This is a genomic window from Streptomyces calvus, from assembly GCF_006782915.1.
GTDB lineage: Bacteria > Actinomycetota > Actinomycetes > Streptomycetales > Streptomycetaceae > Streptomyces > Streptomyces calvus.
This window is the reverse complement of sequence record NZ_VCNP01000025.1, coordinates 17,063-35,039: the sequence shown is the minus strand read 5'-3', so window position 1 is coordinate 35,039 and position 17,977 is coordinate 17,063. Positions and strand designations below refer to the sequence as shown.

Below are 17,977 nucleotides of genomic sequence, written 5' to 3'. Positions count from 1 at the left end.
CGTAACGGGCCGATAACAGCCCTACTGGGATTCCTCGGAACCGTCCTCGCTCACCCCAGCGACTCTGCCGCCGACGAACGCCACGCTCAGCGCGAGGGCGGCTACACCGGTGGCTGCTACCAGCTTCATCCCCGCCCCCTGGAACTGCTTGCTTTCGCTGTCCTTCTCGAATACCCGCCCCACGTTTCGTTCGAGGCGGTCGTGGAGGGACTCCCGCTGTGCCTCGCTGAGGTCGTCCCGAGCGAGGTCGGCCTGCAGAGCGTCCCGCTGGTCCTGTGCAGCCTTGTAGAAGTGGTTCTGACTGTTCTCGTTGGCTGCGAGAGTGGACCTGTGGGCCTCTGCGACTGCATCGATGTTGGCCTTGCCCAGGTCCTTGAATGCAGGGAACTGCTCGATGAGCCTGAGACGCGCCTCGGTGGCCATCTCTGGCATCGCTGCCGCGAACTTGAGCACCTTGTCCTTGGACAGGTTCCGCCAGTTCGGGATACCCAACTTCCGCTTGACCGCTGATTCGTTCAAGTCGCCCATCCCCTGACTCCACTCGTCGTCCCGTGAGGCATCCCGGATAGTAGCGGTGCCCATCGACAAGCCCCTCTTCCTCGGCCTGCTCGCCATAACTCTGTGGACGGTATTCGCGGCTCAGGTACACCCAATACGTGTTGGTCGCCCGGACGACCGGACCAACGATTGGATGGGACGGTACGACGCAGGTCAGCCCGTCTCTGACTCCGGCCTCGTCGTTCGTCTAGATCCATAAGAGAACCCCTGGGTGCTGGCAGCACTCATGGGCGCCGTTGGTAGCCCCGGTGGCGCGCCGACAGGTACCTGGGTCAGGCGTCTGGCGCTAGCGCGAGCGTCGCCTTCTCTTAGACCTCACCAGCGGAGATGTCCCAAGATCCCGTCCACGCCTCGTCCACAGACTCCGACATACGGCCGCTCCGGGCGGCATCCGCCTGCACATACGCGAAGACCCCGCTCTCAGCGTTTCCGCTGGTGACGGGGTCTTTGGGCACCTCATGCTGGGTGCCCCCGGCAGGATTCGAACCTGCGCACACGGCTCCGGAGGCCGTTGCTCTATCCCCTGAGCTACGGGGGCGTGTCGGTCGCGGTGATCGCGGCGACGGGTAGAACACTACCAGTTCCGGAGGGGTGGTCAGGAACCCGTTTCTGTGAGCGGCCGGGCCGGTCCGGCGTGCGGGGTGTCGCCCGTGCGGGGTGGAAGTGGGCAAACGCCGGACGCGGTGGCCGGTCCGCACCTACTCTCGAGTTGTGCCAGGCGCGTCGGGCCGGGTTCTTGTTGTGGACGACAACAAGGTCATCCGGCAGTTGATCAGGGTCAACCTCGAGCTGGAGGGCATCGAGGTCGTGACCGCGGCCGATGGTGCCGAGTGTCTTGAAGTCGTCCATCAGGTGCGGCCCGACCTCGTCACCCTCGATGTCGTCATGCCGCGACTCGACGGGCTCCGTACGGCTGCTCTGCTGCGTGCCGATCCGCGTACCCGGGATCTTCCGCTCGTCGTCGTGAGCGCCTGTACCCAGCACGAGGTCGAGAGCGGGCTCGACGCCGGCGTGGATGCCTTCCTCGCGAAGCCCTTCGAGCCCGCGGAGCTGGTCCGGCTGGTGCGGCAGCTGATCGTCGCCCCTCGACGGGGCGGCCGCCCGGGTCCTCTCGGGCGCGTCCCCGGCCCCGGTGACGCCGAGCCTGCGGCCGGGCACGCCGGAGGGTGACGCCGCCGGGAGCAGGACAGGATGGCGCCGGCGTGCTCGGCATCGGCTGTTCGGTCCTTGAAGGGTTCGCGCGCCGAGCATCGGTTGTTCGGTTTCCGAAGGGCCTAAGGGTGCGTGCTGAGCATCGGCTGCTCGGTTCCCGACGAGTTCGGGAGTCAACACCGCGGGACGGCGCCGTAGCGCCGAGGGTCGGCTGTTCGACATATGGAGGCCCTCAGTAGTGGTGCGTGTCCTCCGTCCCCTGTTGGTGGCGCAGGGCGCTGCCCGTACCTCGCCTGGATCAAAGAGGTGACGTCCACATCCCGGGATCGTCGTCAAACCCGTTCGCCTACCCACCCCCCTCCTCCCATACGCTTGTCCCGTGACCCCCGTCGAGCTCTCGCGCACCGTGCTGCACGCGGTGCGGTGTGCCGTCGACGAGGGGGAGCTGGCGGTGGCCGTGCCCGAGCGGGTCGTGGTCGCGCCGCCGGGGCCCGGCGGGTGCGGTGACTACGCCACGAACGTCGCCCTCCAGCTCGCCCGGTCGGCCGGGCGGCCCGCGCCGCGCGTCGCGGAGATCCTCCGGCCGCATCTGCTGCGCACCGACGGCATCACCGACGTCGTCGTCACCGGGCCCGGGTTCCTCAACATCAGCCTGCGCGGCAGCGCGCCCGTCGCGCTCGTCGGCGAGATCCTGCGGCGCGGTGCCCGGTACGGGCACACGGACGCCTTGGCGGGACAGGTGGTGCGGTTGCACGCCGGCCGGGAGGTCCGTGCGCACGTGCACCTGGATGTCGTGGGCCGTCTGCTGCGGTCCCAGGGCGCCGTCGTCCGCGCCGGACGCGAAGGTGCCGGAGCGGAGTGGGACGGGGTCCTCGGTCTGGCGGACGGTGACGGTGAGGTGCCCGAGGAGCGGTACGGCACGGGCGACGGGCCCGTCACGCGCGTACGGCCCGTGCCCGCGCCAGCCGACCCGCTGCCCCTCGGTCGGGACGCCGCCCGCTGGGCGCTGCTGCATCCCGCACCGCACGACCGGCCCCGCATCGGCGACGAGCACCTGGCGCAGCGCGAGAGCAACCCGCTCTTCCGCGTCCGGTACGCACACGCCCGCACCCGGGCCCTGCTGCGCAACGCCGCCGGTCTCGGATTCGCACCCGAACCCGGGCCGGTGCCCGAGGCGGCCGCCCGGCCTCTGCTCCAGGCCCTCGCCGACCACCCCCGTGTCCTCGCGGCCGCCGCCGCCCGGCACGCGCCCGACCGTCTCGCCCGGCACCTCGTCACCGTCGCCGATGCCGTGCCGCCCCTGCTCCCCGCCGTGCTGCCCCTCGGCGAGGAGAAACCCTCGGCCGCCCACCGTGCCCGGCTCGCCCTTGCCGAAGCCGCCGGGTCGGTGCTGGCCGGTGGCCTGTCCCTGCTCGGCATCGACGCACCCGATCACCTCTGAGAGAGCCCAGAGAGACACCGACATGAGCCGTTCCGCACACCCCGCCGGGCCCCGTCACGCCGACGTCCTTCCCGAGGGCCACTACTCCGCACCGCCCGCCGACCTCAACGCGCTCGACCCCAAGGTGTGGTCGGAGACCGTCACCCGCGACGAGCACGGTGTGCTCACCGTCGGCGGCGTCGACGTCAAGCGGCTCGCCGAGGAGTTCGGCACGCCCGCCTACTTCCTCGACGAGGACGACTTCCGGGCCCGGGCGCGGGCCTGGCGCACCGCGTTCGGCAGCGAGGCCGACGTGTTCTACGCCGGCAAGGCGTTCCTGTCCCGGGCCGTCGTGCGGTGGCTGCACGAGGAGGGGCTCAACCTCGACGTCTGCTCGGGCGGGGAGCTGGCCACCGCGCTGTCCGCCGGGATGCCGGCCGAGCGGATCGCCTTCCACGGCAACAACAAGTCCGTGGCGGAGATCCGCCGGGCCGTCGAGGCCGGCGTCGGACGGATCGTCCTCGACTCGTTCCAGGAGATCGTCCGGGTCGCGCACATCGCGCAGGAACTCGGCAAGCGGCAGCGGGTGCAGATCCGCATCACCGTGGGCGTCGAGGCGCACACGCACGAGTTCATCGCCACCGCCCACGAGGACCAGAAGTTCGGCATCCCGCTGGCCGGCGGTCAGGCCGCCGAGGCGGTGCGGCGGGCGCTGCGGCTCGACGGGCTGGAGCTCATCGGGATCCACTCGCACATCGGGTCGCAGATCTTCGACATGTCCGGGTTCGAAGTGGCCGCGCACCGGGTGGTCGGGCTGCTCAAGGACATCCGGGACGAACACGGGGTGGAGCTGCCCGAGATCGACCTCGGTGGCGGGCTCGGCATCGCGTACACCAGCGACGACGACCCCCGTGAGCCGCACGAGATCGCCAAGGCGCTGACCGAGATCGTCACCCGGGAGTGCGACGCCGCGCGGCTCGCCACCCCGCGGATCTCCGTCGAGCCGGGCCGTGCCATCGTCGGCCCGACCGCCTTCACGCTCTACGAGGTCGGCACCGTCAAGCCGCTCGACGGGCTGCGGACGTACGTCTCCGTGGACGGCGGGATGTCGGACAACATCCGTACCGCCCTCTACGACGCCGAGTACAGCGTCGCCCTCGTCTCGCGCAGCTCGGACGCCGAGCCGATGCTGTGCCGCGTCGTCGGCAAGCACTGCGAGAGCGGCGACATCGTGGTGCGCGACGCGTTCCTGCCCGGGGACCTGGCACCCGGTGACCTGATCGCCGTACCGGCGACCGGGGCGTACTGCCGGTCGATGGCCAGCAACTACAACCACGTCCTGCGCCCGCCGGTGGTCGCCGTCAGGGACGGCGAGGCGCGCGTGATCGTCCGGCGGGAGACCGAGGAGGACCTCCTCCGTCTCGACGTCGGATAGCCGGACACGTCCGGCGACGGACGCCGGGAAGATCTCCGGTCTTCCCGGCGAAGAAAATGAAATAGACGTCTCACGATCCGGACCAAGGGCAGAAAGTCCCGTGCGGTGAGTGAAACTGGTGCAACCGAGACGGTAATCAGGAAACGAGGTCGGATGATGCGTACGCGTCCGCTGAAGGTGGCGCTGCTGGGCTGTGGAGTGGTCGGCTCAGAGGTGGCGCGCATCATGACGACGCACGCCGACGACCTCGCCGCCCGCATCGGGGCACCGGTGGAGCTCGCCGGGGTCGCCGTGCGGCGCCCCGACAAGGTGCGCGAGGGCATCGACCCGGCCCTGGTCACCACCGACGCCACCGCCCTGGTCAAGCGCGGGGACCTCGACATCGTCGTGGAGGTCATCGGCGGTATCGAGCCCGCCCGCACGCTCATCACCACCGCCTTCGAGCACGGCGCCTCCGTCGTCTCCGCGAACAAGGCGCTGCTCGCCCAGGACGGCGCCGCGCTGCACGCCGCCGCCGAGCAGAACGGCCGTGACCTCTACTACGAGGCCGCCGTCGCCGGCGCCATCCCGCTGATCCGGCCGCTGCGCGAGTCCCTCGCCGGCGACAAGGTCAACCGGGTGCTCGGCATCGTCAACGGCACCACCAACTTCATCCTCGACAAGATGGACACCACGGGCGCCGGCTACCAGGAGGCGCTCGACGAGGCCACCGCCCTCGGATACGCCGAGGCCGACCCGACCGCCGACGTCGAGGGCTTCGACGCCGCCGCCAAGGCCGCCATCCTCGCCGGGATCGCCTTCCACACGCGGGTGCGCCTGGACGACGTGCACCGCGAGGGCATGACCGAGGTCACCGCCGCCGACTTCGCCTCCGCCAAGGAGATGGGCTGCACCATCAAGCTGCTCGCCATCTGCGAGCGGGCCGAGGACGGCGCGTCGGTCACCGCGCGGGTGCACCCCGCGATGATTCCGCTCAGCCACCCGCTGGCCTCGGTGCGCGGCGCGTACAACGCCGTGTTCGTCGAGTCGGACGCCTCCGGGCAGTTGATGTTCTACGGGCCCGGCGCCGGTGGCGCGCCGACCGCCTCCGCCGTGCTCGGCGACCTGGTCGCCGTCGGCCGCAACCGGCTCGGCGGCACGACCGGACCCGGCGAGTCCGCCTATGCGGCGCTGCCCGTCTCGTCGATGGGCGAGGTCGTCACGCGCTACCACATCAGCCTGGACGTGGCCGACAAACCGGGTGTTCTCGCCCAGGTCGCGACCGTGTTCGCGGAGCACGGTGTCTCGATCGACACGGTGCGCCAGCAGGGCAAGGACGGTGAGGCCTCCCTCGTCGTCGTCACTCACCGTGCGTCCGACGCGGCCCTCGGCGGGACCGTCGAGGCGTTGCGCAAGCTCGACACCGTGCGTGGTGTCGCCAGCATCATGCGGGTTGAAGGAGAGTAACCAGCAATGACCCACCAGTGGCGCGGAATCATCGAGGAGTACCGGGACCGGCTGCCGGTCTCCGACACCACGCCGGTCGTGACGCTGCGCGAGGGCGGCACGCCGCTCGTGCCCGCGCAGGTGCTCTCCGAGCGCACCGGCTGCGAGGTGCACCTCAAGGTCGAGGGCGCGAACCCGACCGGGTCCTTCAAGGACCGCGGCATGACCATGGCCATCTCCAAGGCCAAGGAGGAAGGCGCCAAGGCCGTCATCTGCGCCTCCACCGGCAACACCTCCGCCTCCGCCGCCGCGTACGGCGTGCGCGCCGGGATGGTCTCCGCCGTGCTGGTGCCGCAGGGCAAGATCGCGCTCGGCAAGATGGGCCAGGCGCTGGTCCACGGCGCGAAGATCCTCCAGGTCGACGGCAACTTCGACGACTGCCTGACGCTGGCCCGCGCGCTGAGCGACAACTACCCGGTGGCGCTGGTCAACTCGGTCAATCCGGTGCGCATCGAGGGGCAGAAGACCGCCGCCTTCGAGATCGTGGACATGCTGGGCGACGCCCCCGACATCCATGTGCTGCCGGTGGGCAACGCGGGCAACATCACCGCGTACTGGAAGGGCTACAAGGAGTACGCCGCCGACGGCGTCAGCACGAGGACGCCCCGCATGTGGGGGTTCCAGGCGTCCGGCAGCGCCCCGATCGTGCGCGGCGAGGTCGTCAAGGACCCGTCGACCATCGCCACCGCCATCCGCATCGGCAACCCGGCCTCCTGGGACTTCGCGCTCGCCGCGCGGGACGAGTCCGGCGGCGCCATCGACGAGGTGACGGACCGTGAGATCCTGCGCGCCTACCGGCTGTTGGCCTCGCAGGAGGGCGTCTTCGTGGAGCCCGCGTCCGCCGCGTCGGTGGCCGGTCTGCTGAAGGCCGCCGAGCAGGGCAAGGTCGACCCGGGGCAGAAGATCGTGTGCACCGTCACCGGCAACGGTCTGAAGGACCCGGACTGGGCCGTCGCCGGTGCGCCGCAGCCGGTCACCGTCCCCGTCGACGCGGCGACCGCGGCCGAGCGGCTCGGTCTGGTCTAGCGTCCGCCCGGCCGTTCCCGTCCCGCCTCGCCGGGCGAGGACGGGAACGGCCGCAGGGACCCCCTCAGCGCCCCCGGCGCGCCTCGCGGCCCGCGGAAACTCCGAACCGCAAAACCGGCGTAAGGGCGCGTTCACCTGGGAAAGTCACGGGCGGGGGGGGCACAGGGGGCTTACGACACGCATCGTGCGCCTCCTGTGCGCCCTATGTCGCCACAGAACCTTCCTTCGATAGGCTGTACCGAACCCGCCCGCCGCATATGCCGCGGCAGTGCGTCGTCCCCGTGGTCCGGAAAGCGGCCCGGGACGGCCCGGAAAGCGGCCGGCCACCCCGGTCGGCGGCGGCCCCAGGGTTTCGTACGTCATCGAATGTCCATCGAATGTCATTCGGCAGTCACGCAGCTCAAGGAGAGTCTTCGAGCGATGGCCGGTCCCGCGTTCCGCGCCGCCGCCGTCCGGGTGCGCGTCCCCGCCACCAGCGCCAACCTCGGCCCGGGCTTCGACGCCCTCGGCCTCGCGCTGGGCCTGTACGACGACGTGGTCGTCCGGGTGGCCGACTCCGGGCTGCACGTCGACATCGCCGGCGAGGGCGGCGACACCCTTCCGCGCGACGAGAGCCATCTGCTCGTACGCTCCCTGCGCACCGCCTTCGACCTGCTCGGCGGACAGCCGCGCGGCCTCGAGATCGTCTGCGCCAACCGCATTCCGCACGGCCGGGGCCTGGGCTCCTCCTCGGCCGCCATCTGCGCCGGAATCGTCGCCGCCCGCGCCGTGACGATAGGGGCCGAGGCCAAGCTGGACGACGCCGCCCTGCTCGAGCTCGCCACCGAGATCGAGGGCCACCCCGACAACGTCGCCGCCTGCCTGCTCGGCGGCTTCACCCTGTCCTGGATGGAGGGCGGCGCCGCCCGCGCGATCAGGATGGACCCCGCCGATTCCATCGTTCCGGTGGTTTTCGTGCCCGGGAAGCCGGTCCTCACCGAGACCGCGCGCGGCCTGCTCCCGCGCACCGTCCCGCACGTCGACGCCGCCGCCAACGCGGGCCGTGCCGCCCTGCTCGTCGAGGCCCTCACCCGGCGCCCCGAGCTGCTGCTGCCCGCCACCGAGGACCGCCTGCACCAGGAGTACCGCGCCCCGGCCATGCCCGAGAGCGCCGCCCTGGTGGAGCGGCTGCGCGGGGACGGCATCCCCGCGGTGATCTCCGGCGCCGGACCCACGGTCATGGCGCTGGCCGACGCGGACACCGCCGACAAGGTCGAAGCACTGGCCGGCACCGACTGGGCCGCCAACCGGCTCGGCCTCGACGTGCAGGGAGCGAGCGTGCTTCCGCTCGCCACCTGACACGGTTGCCGGATTTGGAGAGGGGGAATGTTTGTTGGATCCGGTAGTGTTAATCTCAAGTCTGCACCCGACCCCACCATGGCGAGGTGCCTCGTGTCCCCGTCCGGGACAGACATTCTTCCGGGAGCCCCCCAAGCCGCACTGTGTTCTCTGCTACGTACGCGGGCAGTACGTCGTACGCGAACACTGAACGGCTCGACGGTGGGGGCATCCCCTCTGGGGGAGCTCCGGAACCGGTGCGACCACGCCACGTGACACTGGGTGCCACGGCCAGAGGAAGCGCCATCACCAGATATTTCCTCCGCCGCTCCGGCGGACAACCGCCCCGGCACGGTTCACCGAGCAAGGACCGATGCCGGACAGCACAACCGGTCGCCGAGCCAGACAGGCCGACGTCCGCTCCAGGGAAGGACCCTTCGTGAGCGACACCACCGATCTGATGGGCGCACGTGTCGAGGAGACCGCTGCCGCGCCCGCCACGGACGCTTCCGCGCCTGCCACCGGTGCCGGCTCCCGGCGGCGCCGCGGTACCGGCCTCGAGGGCATGGTGCTGGCCGAGCTGCAGCAGGTCGCATCCGGCCTCGGTATCAGGGGCACCGCGCGGATGCGCAAGAGCCAGCTGATCGAGGTCATCAAGGAGGCGCAGGCCGCCGGAGGCTCCGCCCCGGCCAAGGCCGAGTCCGCCACCGAGACCAAGCCCAAGCGCCGCGCCACCTCCCGGACCCGCACCGGCGAGACCGCCGAGAAGAAGGCCGACGCCAAGGACGAGCAGGCCCCCGCCGACAAGGCCGCGGCCCAGCAGCAGATCGAGATCCCCGGCCAGCCCTCCCCGAAGGCCACCGCGCAGGCCGAGCAGGCCGAGGAGGCCGCCCCCACCGAGCGCCGTCGCCGCCGCGCCACCGCCGAGGCCGGTGCCCCGGCCGCCGCCGCGACCGACACCGTCACCGCCGAGGCGAAGGACGCGGCCAAGGCCGAGACCGCCGGCCAGCAGCAGGCGCAGCAGGGCGAGGCCAAGTCCGACCAGGAGGCCGGCGAGGGCCGCCGCCGCGACCGCCGTGAGCGCGGCCGCGACCGTGACCGCGGCGACCGTGGTGACCGTGGTGACCGCGACCGTGATCGCGGCGACCGTGGCGACCGGCGCAACAAGGGCGACGACCAGCAGGGCCAGGGCGGCCAGGGCCGCCAGCAGAACCAGCAGGGCGGCGGCCGTCAGGACGACGGCTACGACGACGACGGAGGCGGCCGCCGTGGCCGCCGCGGCCGCTACCGCGACCGCCGTGGCCGCCGTGGCCGCGACGACATGGCCTCCGAGCCGCAGATCACCGAGGACGACGTCCTGATCCCGGTCGCGGGCATCCTCGACATCCTCGACAACTACGCGTTCATCCGGACCTCCGGCTACCTGCCCGGCCCGAACGACGTGTACGTCTCCCTCGCCCAGGTCCGCAAGAACGGCCTGCGCAAGGGCGACCACATCACCGGTGCGGTCCGCCAGCCCAAGGAAGGCGAGCGGCGCGAGAAGTTCAACGCGCTCGTCCGGCTCGACTCCGTCAACGGCATGGCGCCCGAACACGGCCGCGGCCGCCCGGAGTTCAACAAGCTGACGCCGCTGTACCCGCAGGACCGCCTCCGCCTGGAGACGGACCCGGGCGTGCTGACCACGCGGATCATCGACCTCGTGTCGCCGATCGGCAAGGGCCAGCGCGGTCTGATCGTGGCCCCGCCGAAGACCGGCAAGACCATGATCATGCAGGCGATCGCCAACGCGATTACGCACAACAACCCCGAGTGCCACCTGATGGTCGTCCTCGTCGACGAGCGTCCGGAAGAGGTCACCGACATGCAGCGGTCGGTCAAGGGCGAGGTCATCTCCTCGACCTTCGACCGCCCGGCCGAGGACCACACCACGGTCGCCGAGCTCGCCATCGAGCGCGCCAAGCGCCTGGTGGAGCTGGGCCACGACGTCGTCGTGCTGCTCGACTCGATCACGCGTCTGGGCCGTGCGTACAACCTCGCCGCCCCGGCCTCCGGCCGCATCCTGTCCGGTGGTGTCGACTCGACCGCCCTGTACCCGCCGAAGCGCTTCTTCGGTGCGGCCCGCAACATCGAGGACGGCGGCTCGCTGACCATCCTCGCCACCGCCCTGGTGGACACCGGGTCCCGCATGGACGAGGTGATCTTCGAGGAGTTCAAGGGCACCGGCAACATGGAGCTCAAGCTCGACCGGAAGCTCGCCGACAAGCGCATCTTCCCCGCGGTGGACGTCGACGCGTCCGGCACCCGCAAGGAGGAGATCCTGCTCGGCGCCGAGGAGCTGGGCATCGTCTGGAAGCTGCGCCGGGTGCTGCACGCGCTCGACCAGCAGCAGGCGATCGAACTGCTCCTCGACAAGATGAAGCAGACCAAGTCGAACGTCGAGTTCCTGATGCAGATCCAGAAGACGACGCCGACGCCGGGCAACGGCGACTGACGTCCGTCCGCACACGAAGGGGCCGCTCCCGCGAGGGGGCGGCCCCTTCGCATGGCACGGGTTCGTATGGCACGGGTTCGCACGGCACTGTCGGGCCGCGGCCGGGGGCACGGCGGAAGCCTGGGCCGCGTCGTAGTGGTCGCCCTCGGGTGCCGGGCACGGTCATCGGCAGGGTTCGTATGCACGGGTTCGCGTGCGCGAGATCTTCGCCACAGGAACGGACGCCGGCACGGCCGCCGAGCAGCCCTCGCGTCACCGTCGAAAGCCCAGGTCAGCGGTGTGCCCGGCCGGGCCCCGCCGGAACGGCCCGGAGACGGCCGGGCACAGGCCCGGCACAGCGCGCCGTGCAACCCTGTGCCCCGTTTCCCCGTCTGAGCCGACAGCACGACGACAGGTGTCGTACAGGCCGAGGACGTGCCTGCTTGGCACCGAACGCAGGGGGTAACCGACCGGAGATGAGCTGAGGAGCAGATGTCTGTCGAGAACAGGACGGAACGCCGGGGCACCAAGGGGCGCCGCCGCAAGCCGCGCGACAAGCGGCACACGGGCCTCAAGGTCGCGGCATGGACCGCCGCGGGCATCGTCGTCCTGGGCGGCACCGGCGCCGGCTACCTGTACTTCAAGCTCAACGGCAACCTCGAGAGCGTCGACATCGAGCAGGCACTCGGCACCGACCGGCCCCAGAAGGCCGACAACGGATCCGAGAACATCCTCGTCCTCGGCTCCGACACCCGCGCCGGCGGCAACCAGAAGCTCGGCGGCGGCGCCGACGACGGCAGCGCCCGCTCCGACACCGCGATGGTCGTGCACGTTTACGAGGGCCGCAAGAAGGCCAGCGTGGTGTCCATACCGCGCGACACCCTCATCGACCGCCCCGAGTGCACCGACACCGACGGCGGCACCCACCCGGCCGCCGACGGCGTGATGTTCAACTCCGCCTACTCCACGGGCGGCGCGGCCTGCGCGGTGAAGACCGTCGAGTCGATCACCGACCTGCGCATGGACCACTACCTGGAGATCGACTTCGCCGGCTTCCAGAAACTCGTCGACGACGTCGGCGGCGTCGAGGTCACCACCTCCGAGGCCATCAAGGACCCCGACAGCCACCTCGACCTCCCGGCCGGCGCCCACCGCCTCGACGGCGAACAGGCCCTCGGCCTGGTCCGCACCCGGCACGGCGTCGGCGACGGCTCCGACCTCGGCCGCATCCAGCTCCAGCAGGCGTTCGTCAGGGCGCTGGTGCGGCAGGTCAACGAGGTCGGCGTCCTCACCAGCCCCAAGAAGCTGTACGACCTCGCCGACAGCGCCACCAAGGCCGTCACCACCGACTCCGACCTGGGCTCGGTGAACGCCCTGGTCTCCTTCGCCAACGGCATGAAGGGCATCGGCCCGGGCGCCATGCGCATGGTCACCATGCCGGTCCAGTACGACCCCGCCGACCTCAACCGCGTCCTGCCCGACACGGACAAGGCCCAGCTGGTCTGGGACGCCCTGAAGAACGACCGGCCGATCCCGAAGAGCGCCACCGAGGGCACAGCCGGCGGTGAAGCCGAGGACGTGGTCCGTTCGTGACACGGTCCGCCGTTCCCGGCGGCGCGGGAATACCGGAGCCGGCCACCCGGTTTTGGGGGATGGCGCCAGTCCTGGCAGACTGGTACGTCGGCCCCGGTTCACGCTCCCGCATCCCGCGGCGGCGACCCGGCGCCCTCCCGGAACCTAGGAGACACCTTGAAGCGCGACATCCACCCCGAGTACGTCGAGACGCAGGTCAGCTGCACCTGCGGCGCGTCGTTCACCACCCGCAGCACGATCTCCGCCGGCACCATCCGTGCCGAGGTCTGCTCCGAGTGCCACCCGTTCTACACGGGCAAGCAGAAGATCCTCGACACCGGTGGCCGTGTGGCCCGCTTCGAGGCCCGCTTCGGCAAGGCCGCCGGCTCCAAGAAGTAGCGAGCCCTCTAGGGCTTGCCCGGCGGATCCTGTCGGAGACGCGGGGCCTGGCACGCACATCTGCGGCGTTGTGGTCGGTCGCCGACCCCACGCTCGGCTGCGCTCACGCGGGAGGGACCTCCATCGCGTCGGCTCCTTCCTCCGCCTTGCAGCTGCACGCACCAGGCCCCGCTCACCGGCACTGAGAGGTACGGCGGATTTCCTCCGACCTGATCCGCCGGGCAGGCCCTAGCGCCGGTCCACGGTCGCGCCCCCGCCCGGGGGCGGGCCGGGACCGGCGTTTTTGGTCGCCGCCCCTTCACCCACGTACCAGCAGGAGCCCAAGATGTTCGAGGCCGTCGAGGAACTCGTCGCCGAGCACGCCGACCTGGAGAAGAAGCTCGCCGACCCGTCGGTCCACGCCGATCAGGCGAACGCGCGCAAGCTGAACAAGCGCTACGCCGAGCTCACCCCGATCGTCGCCACGTACCGCTCCTGGAAGCAGACCGGCGACGACATCGAGACCGCGCGTGAACTCGGCGCCGACGACCCGGACTTCGCCGCCGAGGTCAAGGACCTGGAGCAGCAGCGCGAGGAGCTCACCGAGAAGCTGCGGCTGCTGCTGGTCCCGCGCGACCCCAGCGACGACAAGGACGTCATCCTCGAGATCAAGGCGGGCGCGGGCGGCGACGAGTCCGCCCTGTTCGCCGGCGACCTGCTGCGCATGTACCTGCGCTACGCCGAGCGCGTCGGCTGGAAGACCGAGATCATCGACGCCACCGAGTCCGAACTGGGCGGCTACAAGGACGTCCAGGTCGCCGTGAAGGCCCGCGGCCAGATCGAGCCCGGACAGGGCGTGTGGGCGCGACTGAAGTACGAGGGCGGCGTGCACCGGGTGCAGCGGGTGCCGGCCACCGAGTCGCAGGGCCGCATCCACACCTCCGCGGCGGGCGTCCTGGTGACCCCCGAGGCCGAGGAGGTCGACGTCGAGATCAACCCGAACGACCTGCGCATCGACGTCTACCGGTCCTCCGGTCCCGGCGGGCAGTCCGTCAACACCACCGACTCCGCCGTGCGCATCACGCACATCCCGACCGGAGTCGTCGCCTCCTGCCAGAACGAGAAGAGCCAGCTGCAGAACAAGGAGCAGGCACTGCGTATCCTGCGCTCCAGGCTGCTCGCCATGGCCCAGGAGGAGGCGGAGAGGGAGGCCGCCGACGCCCGGCGCAGCCAGGTCCGCACCGTCGACCGCTCCGAGAAGATCCGCACGTACAACTTCCCGGAGAACCGCATCTCCGACCACCGCGTCGGCTTCAAGGCGTACAACCTGGACCAGGTCCTGGACGGCGACCTCGCCGCGGTGATCCAGGCCTGCGTCGACGCGGACTCGGCCGCCAAGCTCGCCGCCGCGTAACCCCGCACCCAGCCCGGAGGACCAGCGTGAACCTGCTGCTCGCCGAGGTGGCCCAGGCCACCCAGCGGCTCGCCGACGCCGGCGTGCCCTCTCCGCGCACCGACGCGGAGGAACTCGCCGCATTCGTGCACGGCGTCAAGCGCGGCGAGCTGCACGTCGTGAAGGACTCCGACTTCGACGCCCGCTACTGGGAGGTCATCGCCCGCCGCGAGGCGCGCGAGCCGCTCCAGCACATCACCGGGCGCGCCTACTTCCGCTACCTGGAACTCCAGGTCGGGCCGGGTGTGTTCGTGCCGCGGCCGGAGACCGAGTCGGTCGTCGGATGGGCCATAGACGCCGTCCGCGCCATGGACGTCGTGGAGCCGTGCATCGTCGACCTGTGCACCGGTTCCGGCGCGATCGCGCTGGCCCTCGCCCAGGAGGTGCCGCGCTCCCGCGTGCACGCCGTGGAGCTGTCCGAGGACGCCCTGGTGTGGACCCGCAAGAACATGGAGGGGTCCAGGGTCGAGCTGCGCCAGGGAGACGCCCTGACGGCCTTCCCCGACCTCGACGGCCAGGTCGACCTGGTCGTCTCCAACCCGCCGTACATCCCGCTCACCGAGTGGGAGTACGTCGCCCCGGAAGCCCGCGACTACGACCCCGACCTCGCCCTGTTCTCCGGCGAGGACGGCCTGGAGCTGATCCGCGGCCTGGAGCGCACCGCGCACCGGCTGCTGCGCCCCGGCGGGGTCGTGGTCGTCGAGCACGCCGACACCCAGGGCGGCCAGGTGCCGTGGATCTTCGCCGAGGACCGCGGCTGGACCGACGCCGCCGACCATCCCGACCTGAACAACCGTCCCCGGTTCGCGACCGCCCGCAAGGCGCTGCCGTGACCACCCCGAAGACTCCGACCCTTCAGCAGCACGTGTACGAGGAGGCCCGCCAGATGGCTCGGCGATACGACACCAACGACGCCACGGACCGCACCACCGGTCTGCGCGAGGCCGCCTCCGCCGTCCGCCGCGGCGAACTGGTGGTGCTGCCCACGGACACCGTGTACGGCATCGGCGCCGACGCGTTCACCGCGGAGGCCGTCGGCGACCTGCTCGAGGCCAAGGGCCGGGGCCGCAACATGCCCTCACCCGTCCTCATCGGCTCCCCGAACACGCTGCACGGCCTGGTCACCGACTTCTCCGAGCTGGCGTGGGAGCTGGTCGACGCGTTCTGGCCGGGCGCGCTGACCCTGGTCGCCAAGCACCAGCCGTCCCTCCAGTGGGACCTCGGCGACACCCGCGGCACGGTCGCGGTGCGCATGCCGCTGCACCCGGTCGCCATCGAACTGCTCACCGAGGTCGGCCCGATGGCCGTCTCCTCCGCCAACCTCACCGGCCACCCGGCGCCGGAGACCTGCGACGCCGCGCAGGAGATGCTCGGCGACTCCGTCTCCGTGTACCTCGACGGCGGTCCCACGCCCGGCAACGTCCCCTCCTCGATCGTCGACGTCACACGGCCCGTGCCCGTGCTGCTGCGCGCCGGAGCGATCTCGGCGGAGGAACTGCGCAAGGTCGTACCCGACCTCGAGGTGGCGAATTGACGGCCCCTGAGGCCCCCGAGCTCTCGGCTCCGCTCGAGCAGGGGGGACCCCCATGCGTGGCATAGGCAACGGGGAGTCCAGCGCGGAAGTGACCACCACCTTCGGGTTTCCGCGCGACACGTTCCGCATCCTCCACGTCAGTACCGGAAACGTGTGCCGCTCGCCCATCACCGAGCGGCTGACCCGGCATTTCGTGAGTCAGCGGCTGGGCATCCTCGGCGGCGGTCTGATCGTGGAGAGCGCGGGCACCTGGGGGCACGAGGGCGCGCCGATGGAGGCCCACGCGGAGACCGTGCTGGCGGAGTTCGGCGCGGACGCGTCCGGGTTCGTGGGCCGTGAGCTGCTGGACGACCACGTCATCCGCGCCGACCTGGTGCTGACGGCGACGCGGGACCACCGCGCGCAGGTCATCTCCATGGGGCACTCGGCGGGGCTGCGGACCTTCACGCTGAAGGAGTTCACGCGGCTGGTGAACGCGATCGACCCGGCGACGCTGCCGCCGCTGGAGGACGGGCTGGTCATGCGGGCCCGGGCGCTCGTGCGGGCGGCCGCTGCGCTGCGCGGATGGCTGCTGGCGCCCACGGCCGAGGCGGACGAGGTGTACGACCCGTACGGGGCGCCGCTGACGTTCTTCCGGTCGATCGGCGACGAGATATACGAGGCGCTGGATCCCGTGGTGACGGCGCTGACGGGGGTAGCGGCCCGGACGTAGGCGGGCGCTGGAGGAATGTCGCGGCGGTGGGAGCAACAGCGCACGCGCTGCGGCCGCGGCGGGCCTACATTGGTCCTACGTCAGTGCCGACGTTCGGGAGCCCACCATGCCGGTCACCCATGCCCTCGTCGAGGCCGATGTCCTGCGGCGTCAGGATCCCGAGCTGGCCGACGTGCTGCTCGGGGAGCGCGAGCGGCAGTCGACCACCCTCCAGATGATCGCCGCCGAGAACTTCACCTCGCCGGCCGTGCTGGCGGCGCTCGGCTCACCGCTGGCCAACAAGTACGCCGAGGGCTACCCGGGCAGCCGGCACCACGGCGGCTGCGAGATCGTCGACGTGGCCGAGCGGCTCGCCGTGGAGCGGGCCAGGGCCCTGTTCGGCGCCGAACACGCCAATGTTCAGGCGCACTCCGGTTCGTCGGCCGTGCTGGCCGCCTACGCCGCCCTGCTGCGTCCCGGCGACACCGTGCTGGCCCTCGGGCTGCCGCACGGCGGCCACCTCACCCACGGCTCGCCCGCCAACTTCTCCGGCCGCTGGTTCGACTTCGTCGGCTACGGCGTGGACGCGGAGACCGGCCTCGTCGACCACGACCAGGTCCGCACCCTGGCCCGCACCCACCGTCCCAAGGCGATCGTCTGCGGCTCCATCGCCTACCCCCGCCACCTCGACTACGCCTTCTTCCGCGAGGTCGCCGACGAGGTGGGCGCCTACCTCATCGCGGACGCCGCGCACCCCATCGGCCTGGTCGCCGGGGGAGCGGCGCCCAGTCCGGTGCCGTACGCGGACATCGTGTGCGCGACGACGCACAAGGTGCTGCGGGGTCCGCGCGGCGGGATGCTCCTGTGCGGCGGCGAACTGGCCGAGCGCGTCGACCGCGCGGTGTTCCCGTTCACCCAGGGCGGGGCGCAGATGCACACCATCGCCGCCAAGGCGGTCGCCTTCGGCGAGGCGGCGACCCCGGCCTTCGCCGCGTACGCGCACCAGGTCGTCGCCAACGCGCGGACGCTGGCCGCCGCGCTGGCCGACGAGGGCCTGATCGTGACCACCGGCGGCACCGACACCCACCTGATCACCGCCGACCCGGCGCCGCTCGGCGTCGACGGGCGCACCGCCCGCGGCCTGCTGGCGGCCGCCGGAGTGGTGCTGGACTGCTGTGCGCTGCCGCACGCCGACGACCGAGGGCTGCGCCTGGGCACGGCGGCGGTGACGACGCAGGGCATGGGGGCGGCGGAGATGCGGCTCGTCGCGGGGCTGCTCGCGAGCGTCCTGCGGGGCGGCACGGACGCCGCGCGGGCCCGCGCGGACGTACGGGAACTGACCGCGGCGTTTCCGCCCTATCCGCGCTGAAGGTGGCCGGAACGGGTAGGTGCGAGCGTGTGCACAGCCACGCGTGCAACCATCGTCGCTACCCGGAAGTCCCCACCCATATGCGCGCCTCGCTAGGGTGTGGGGCTGTGATGGCCA

The 17,977-nt window shown here is 71.4% G+C and carries 15 protein-coding genes and 1 tRNA gene; 14 read left to right on the top strand and 2 right to left on the bottom strand.

What is annotated here, in order from left to right:
- Positions 1-21: 21 nt before the first annotated feature.
- Together FGW31_RS10630 and FGW31_RS10625 are read right to left on the bottom strand one after the other, a co-directional pair.
- Positions 22-615, bottom strand: coding sequence for a hypothetical protein (locus FGW31_RS10630; protein ID WP_142193150.1), 594 nt, complete (start codon positions 613-615; stop codon positions 22-24).
- A gap of 409 nt (positions 616-1,024) precedes the next feature.
- Positions 1,025-1,096 (bottom strand) — tRNA-Arg (locus FGW31_RS10625).
- Positions 1,097-1,221: 125 nt separating this feature from the next.
- On the opposite strand from FGW31_RS10625, the gene FGW31_RS10620 reads away from it, so the two are divergent.
- From FGW31_RS10620 to FGW31_RS10555, 14 genes are all read left to right on the top strand, one after another.
- Complete coding sequence (locus FGW31_RS10620; protein WP_142193279.1) at positions 1,222-1,728, top strand: response regulator; 507 nt, start codon at positions 1,222-1,224, stop codon at positions 1,726-1,728.
- A gap of 361 nt (positions 1,729-2,089) precedes the next feature.
- The gene (gene nrtL, locus FGW31_RS10615) at positions 2,090-3,151 is read left to right on the top strand and encodes an ArgS-related anticodon-binding protein NrtL (protein WP_142193149.1); all 1,062 of its coding nucleotides are present in this window, start codon (positions 2,090-2,092) and stop codon (positions 3,149-3,151) included.
- Positions 3,152-3,173: 22 nt separating this feature from the next.
- On the top strand, positions 3,174-4,565 hold the full coding sequence (gene lysA / locus FGW31_RS10610) for a diaminopimelate decarboxylase (protein WP_142193148.1): 1,392 nt from the start codon (positions 3,174-3,176) through the stop codon (positions 4,563-4,565).
- A 153-nt stretch (positions 4,566-4,718) separates the two neighbouring features.
- Complete coding sequence (locus FGW31_RS10605; protein WP_142193147.1) at positions 4,719-6,011, top strand: homoserine dehydrogenase; 1,293 nt, start codon at positions 4,719-4,721, stop codon at positions 6,009-6,011.
- A gap of 6 nt (positions 6,012-6,017) precedes the next feature.
- A complete protein-coding gene (gene thrC, locus FGW31_RS10600) occupies positions 6,018-7,076 on the top strand; it encodes a threonine synthase (protein ID WP_142193146.1) in 1,059 nt (352 codons plus the stop codon).
- 420 nt (positions 7,077-7,496) lie between these two features.
- Positions 7,497-8,414 (top strand): homoserine kinase, encoded by a 918-nt coding sequence (thrB, locus tag FGW31_RS10595; RefSeq protein WP_142193145.1) that lies wholly within the window; start codon positions 7,497-7,499, stop codon positions 8,412-8,414.
- A gap of 418 nt (positions 8,415-8,832) precedes the next feature.
- Positions 8,833-10,884, top strand: a complete 2,052-nt coding sequence (gene rho, locus FGW31_RS10590) for a transcription termination factor Rho (protein ID WP_142193144.1) — start codon at positions 8,833-8,835, stop codon at positions 10,882-10,884.
- A gap of 471 nt (positions 10,885-11,355) precedes the next feature.
- On the top strand, positions 11,356-12,456 hold the full coding sequence (locus FGW31_RS10585) for an LCP family protein (RefSeq protein WP_142193143.1): 1,101 nt from the start codon (positions 11,356-11,358) through the stop codon (positions 12,454-12,456).
- Positions 12,457-12,612: 156 nt separating this feature from the next.
- Positions 12,613-12,834 carry a 50S ribosomal protein L31 gene (gene rpmE, locus FGW31_RS10580; RefSeq protein ID WP_142193142.1) on the top strand — a complete coding sequence of 74 codons (222 nt, stop codon included), beginning with the start codon at positions 12,613-12,615 and terminating at the stop codon, positions 12,832-12,834.
- A gap of 325 nt (positions 12,835-13,159) precedes the next feature.
- On the top strand, positions 13,160-14,227 hold the full coding sequence (prfA, locus tag FGW31_RS10575) for a peptide chain release factor 1 (RefSeq protein WP_142193141.1): 1,068 nt from the start codon (positions 13,160-13,162) through the stop codon (positions 14,225-14,227).
- 26 nt (positions 14,228-14,253) lie between these two features.
- Positions 14,254-15,099: a peptide chain release factor N(5)-glutamine methyltransferase gene (gene prmC / locus FGW31_RS10570; protein ID WP_142193140.1), complete on the top strand. Its 846-nt coding sequence runs from the start codon at positions 14,254-14,256 to the stop codon at positions 15,097-15,099.
- Positions 15,100-15,152: 53 nt separating this feature from the next.
- Complete coding sequence (locus FGW31_RS10565; protein WP_142193278.1) at positions 15,153-15,800, top strand: L-threonylcarbamoyladenylate synthase; 648 nt, start codon at positions 15,153-15,155, stop codon at positions 15,798-15,800.
- 52 nt (positions 15,801-15,852) lie between these two features.
- Positions 15,853-16,512, top strand: a complete 660-nt coding sequence (locus FGW31_RS10560; protein ID WP_142193139.1) for an arsenate reductase/protein-tyrosine-phosphatase family protein — start codon at positions 15,853-15,855, stop codon at positions 16,510-16,512.
- Between the two features lie 106 nt (positions 16,513-16,618).
- Entirely contained in the window at positions 16,619-17,860 is a 1,242-nt protein-coding gene (locus FGW31_RS10555) for a serine hydroxymethyltransferase (protein WP_142193138.1), read from the top strand.
- Positions 17,861-17,977 lie beyond the last annotated feature (117 nt).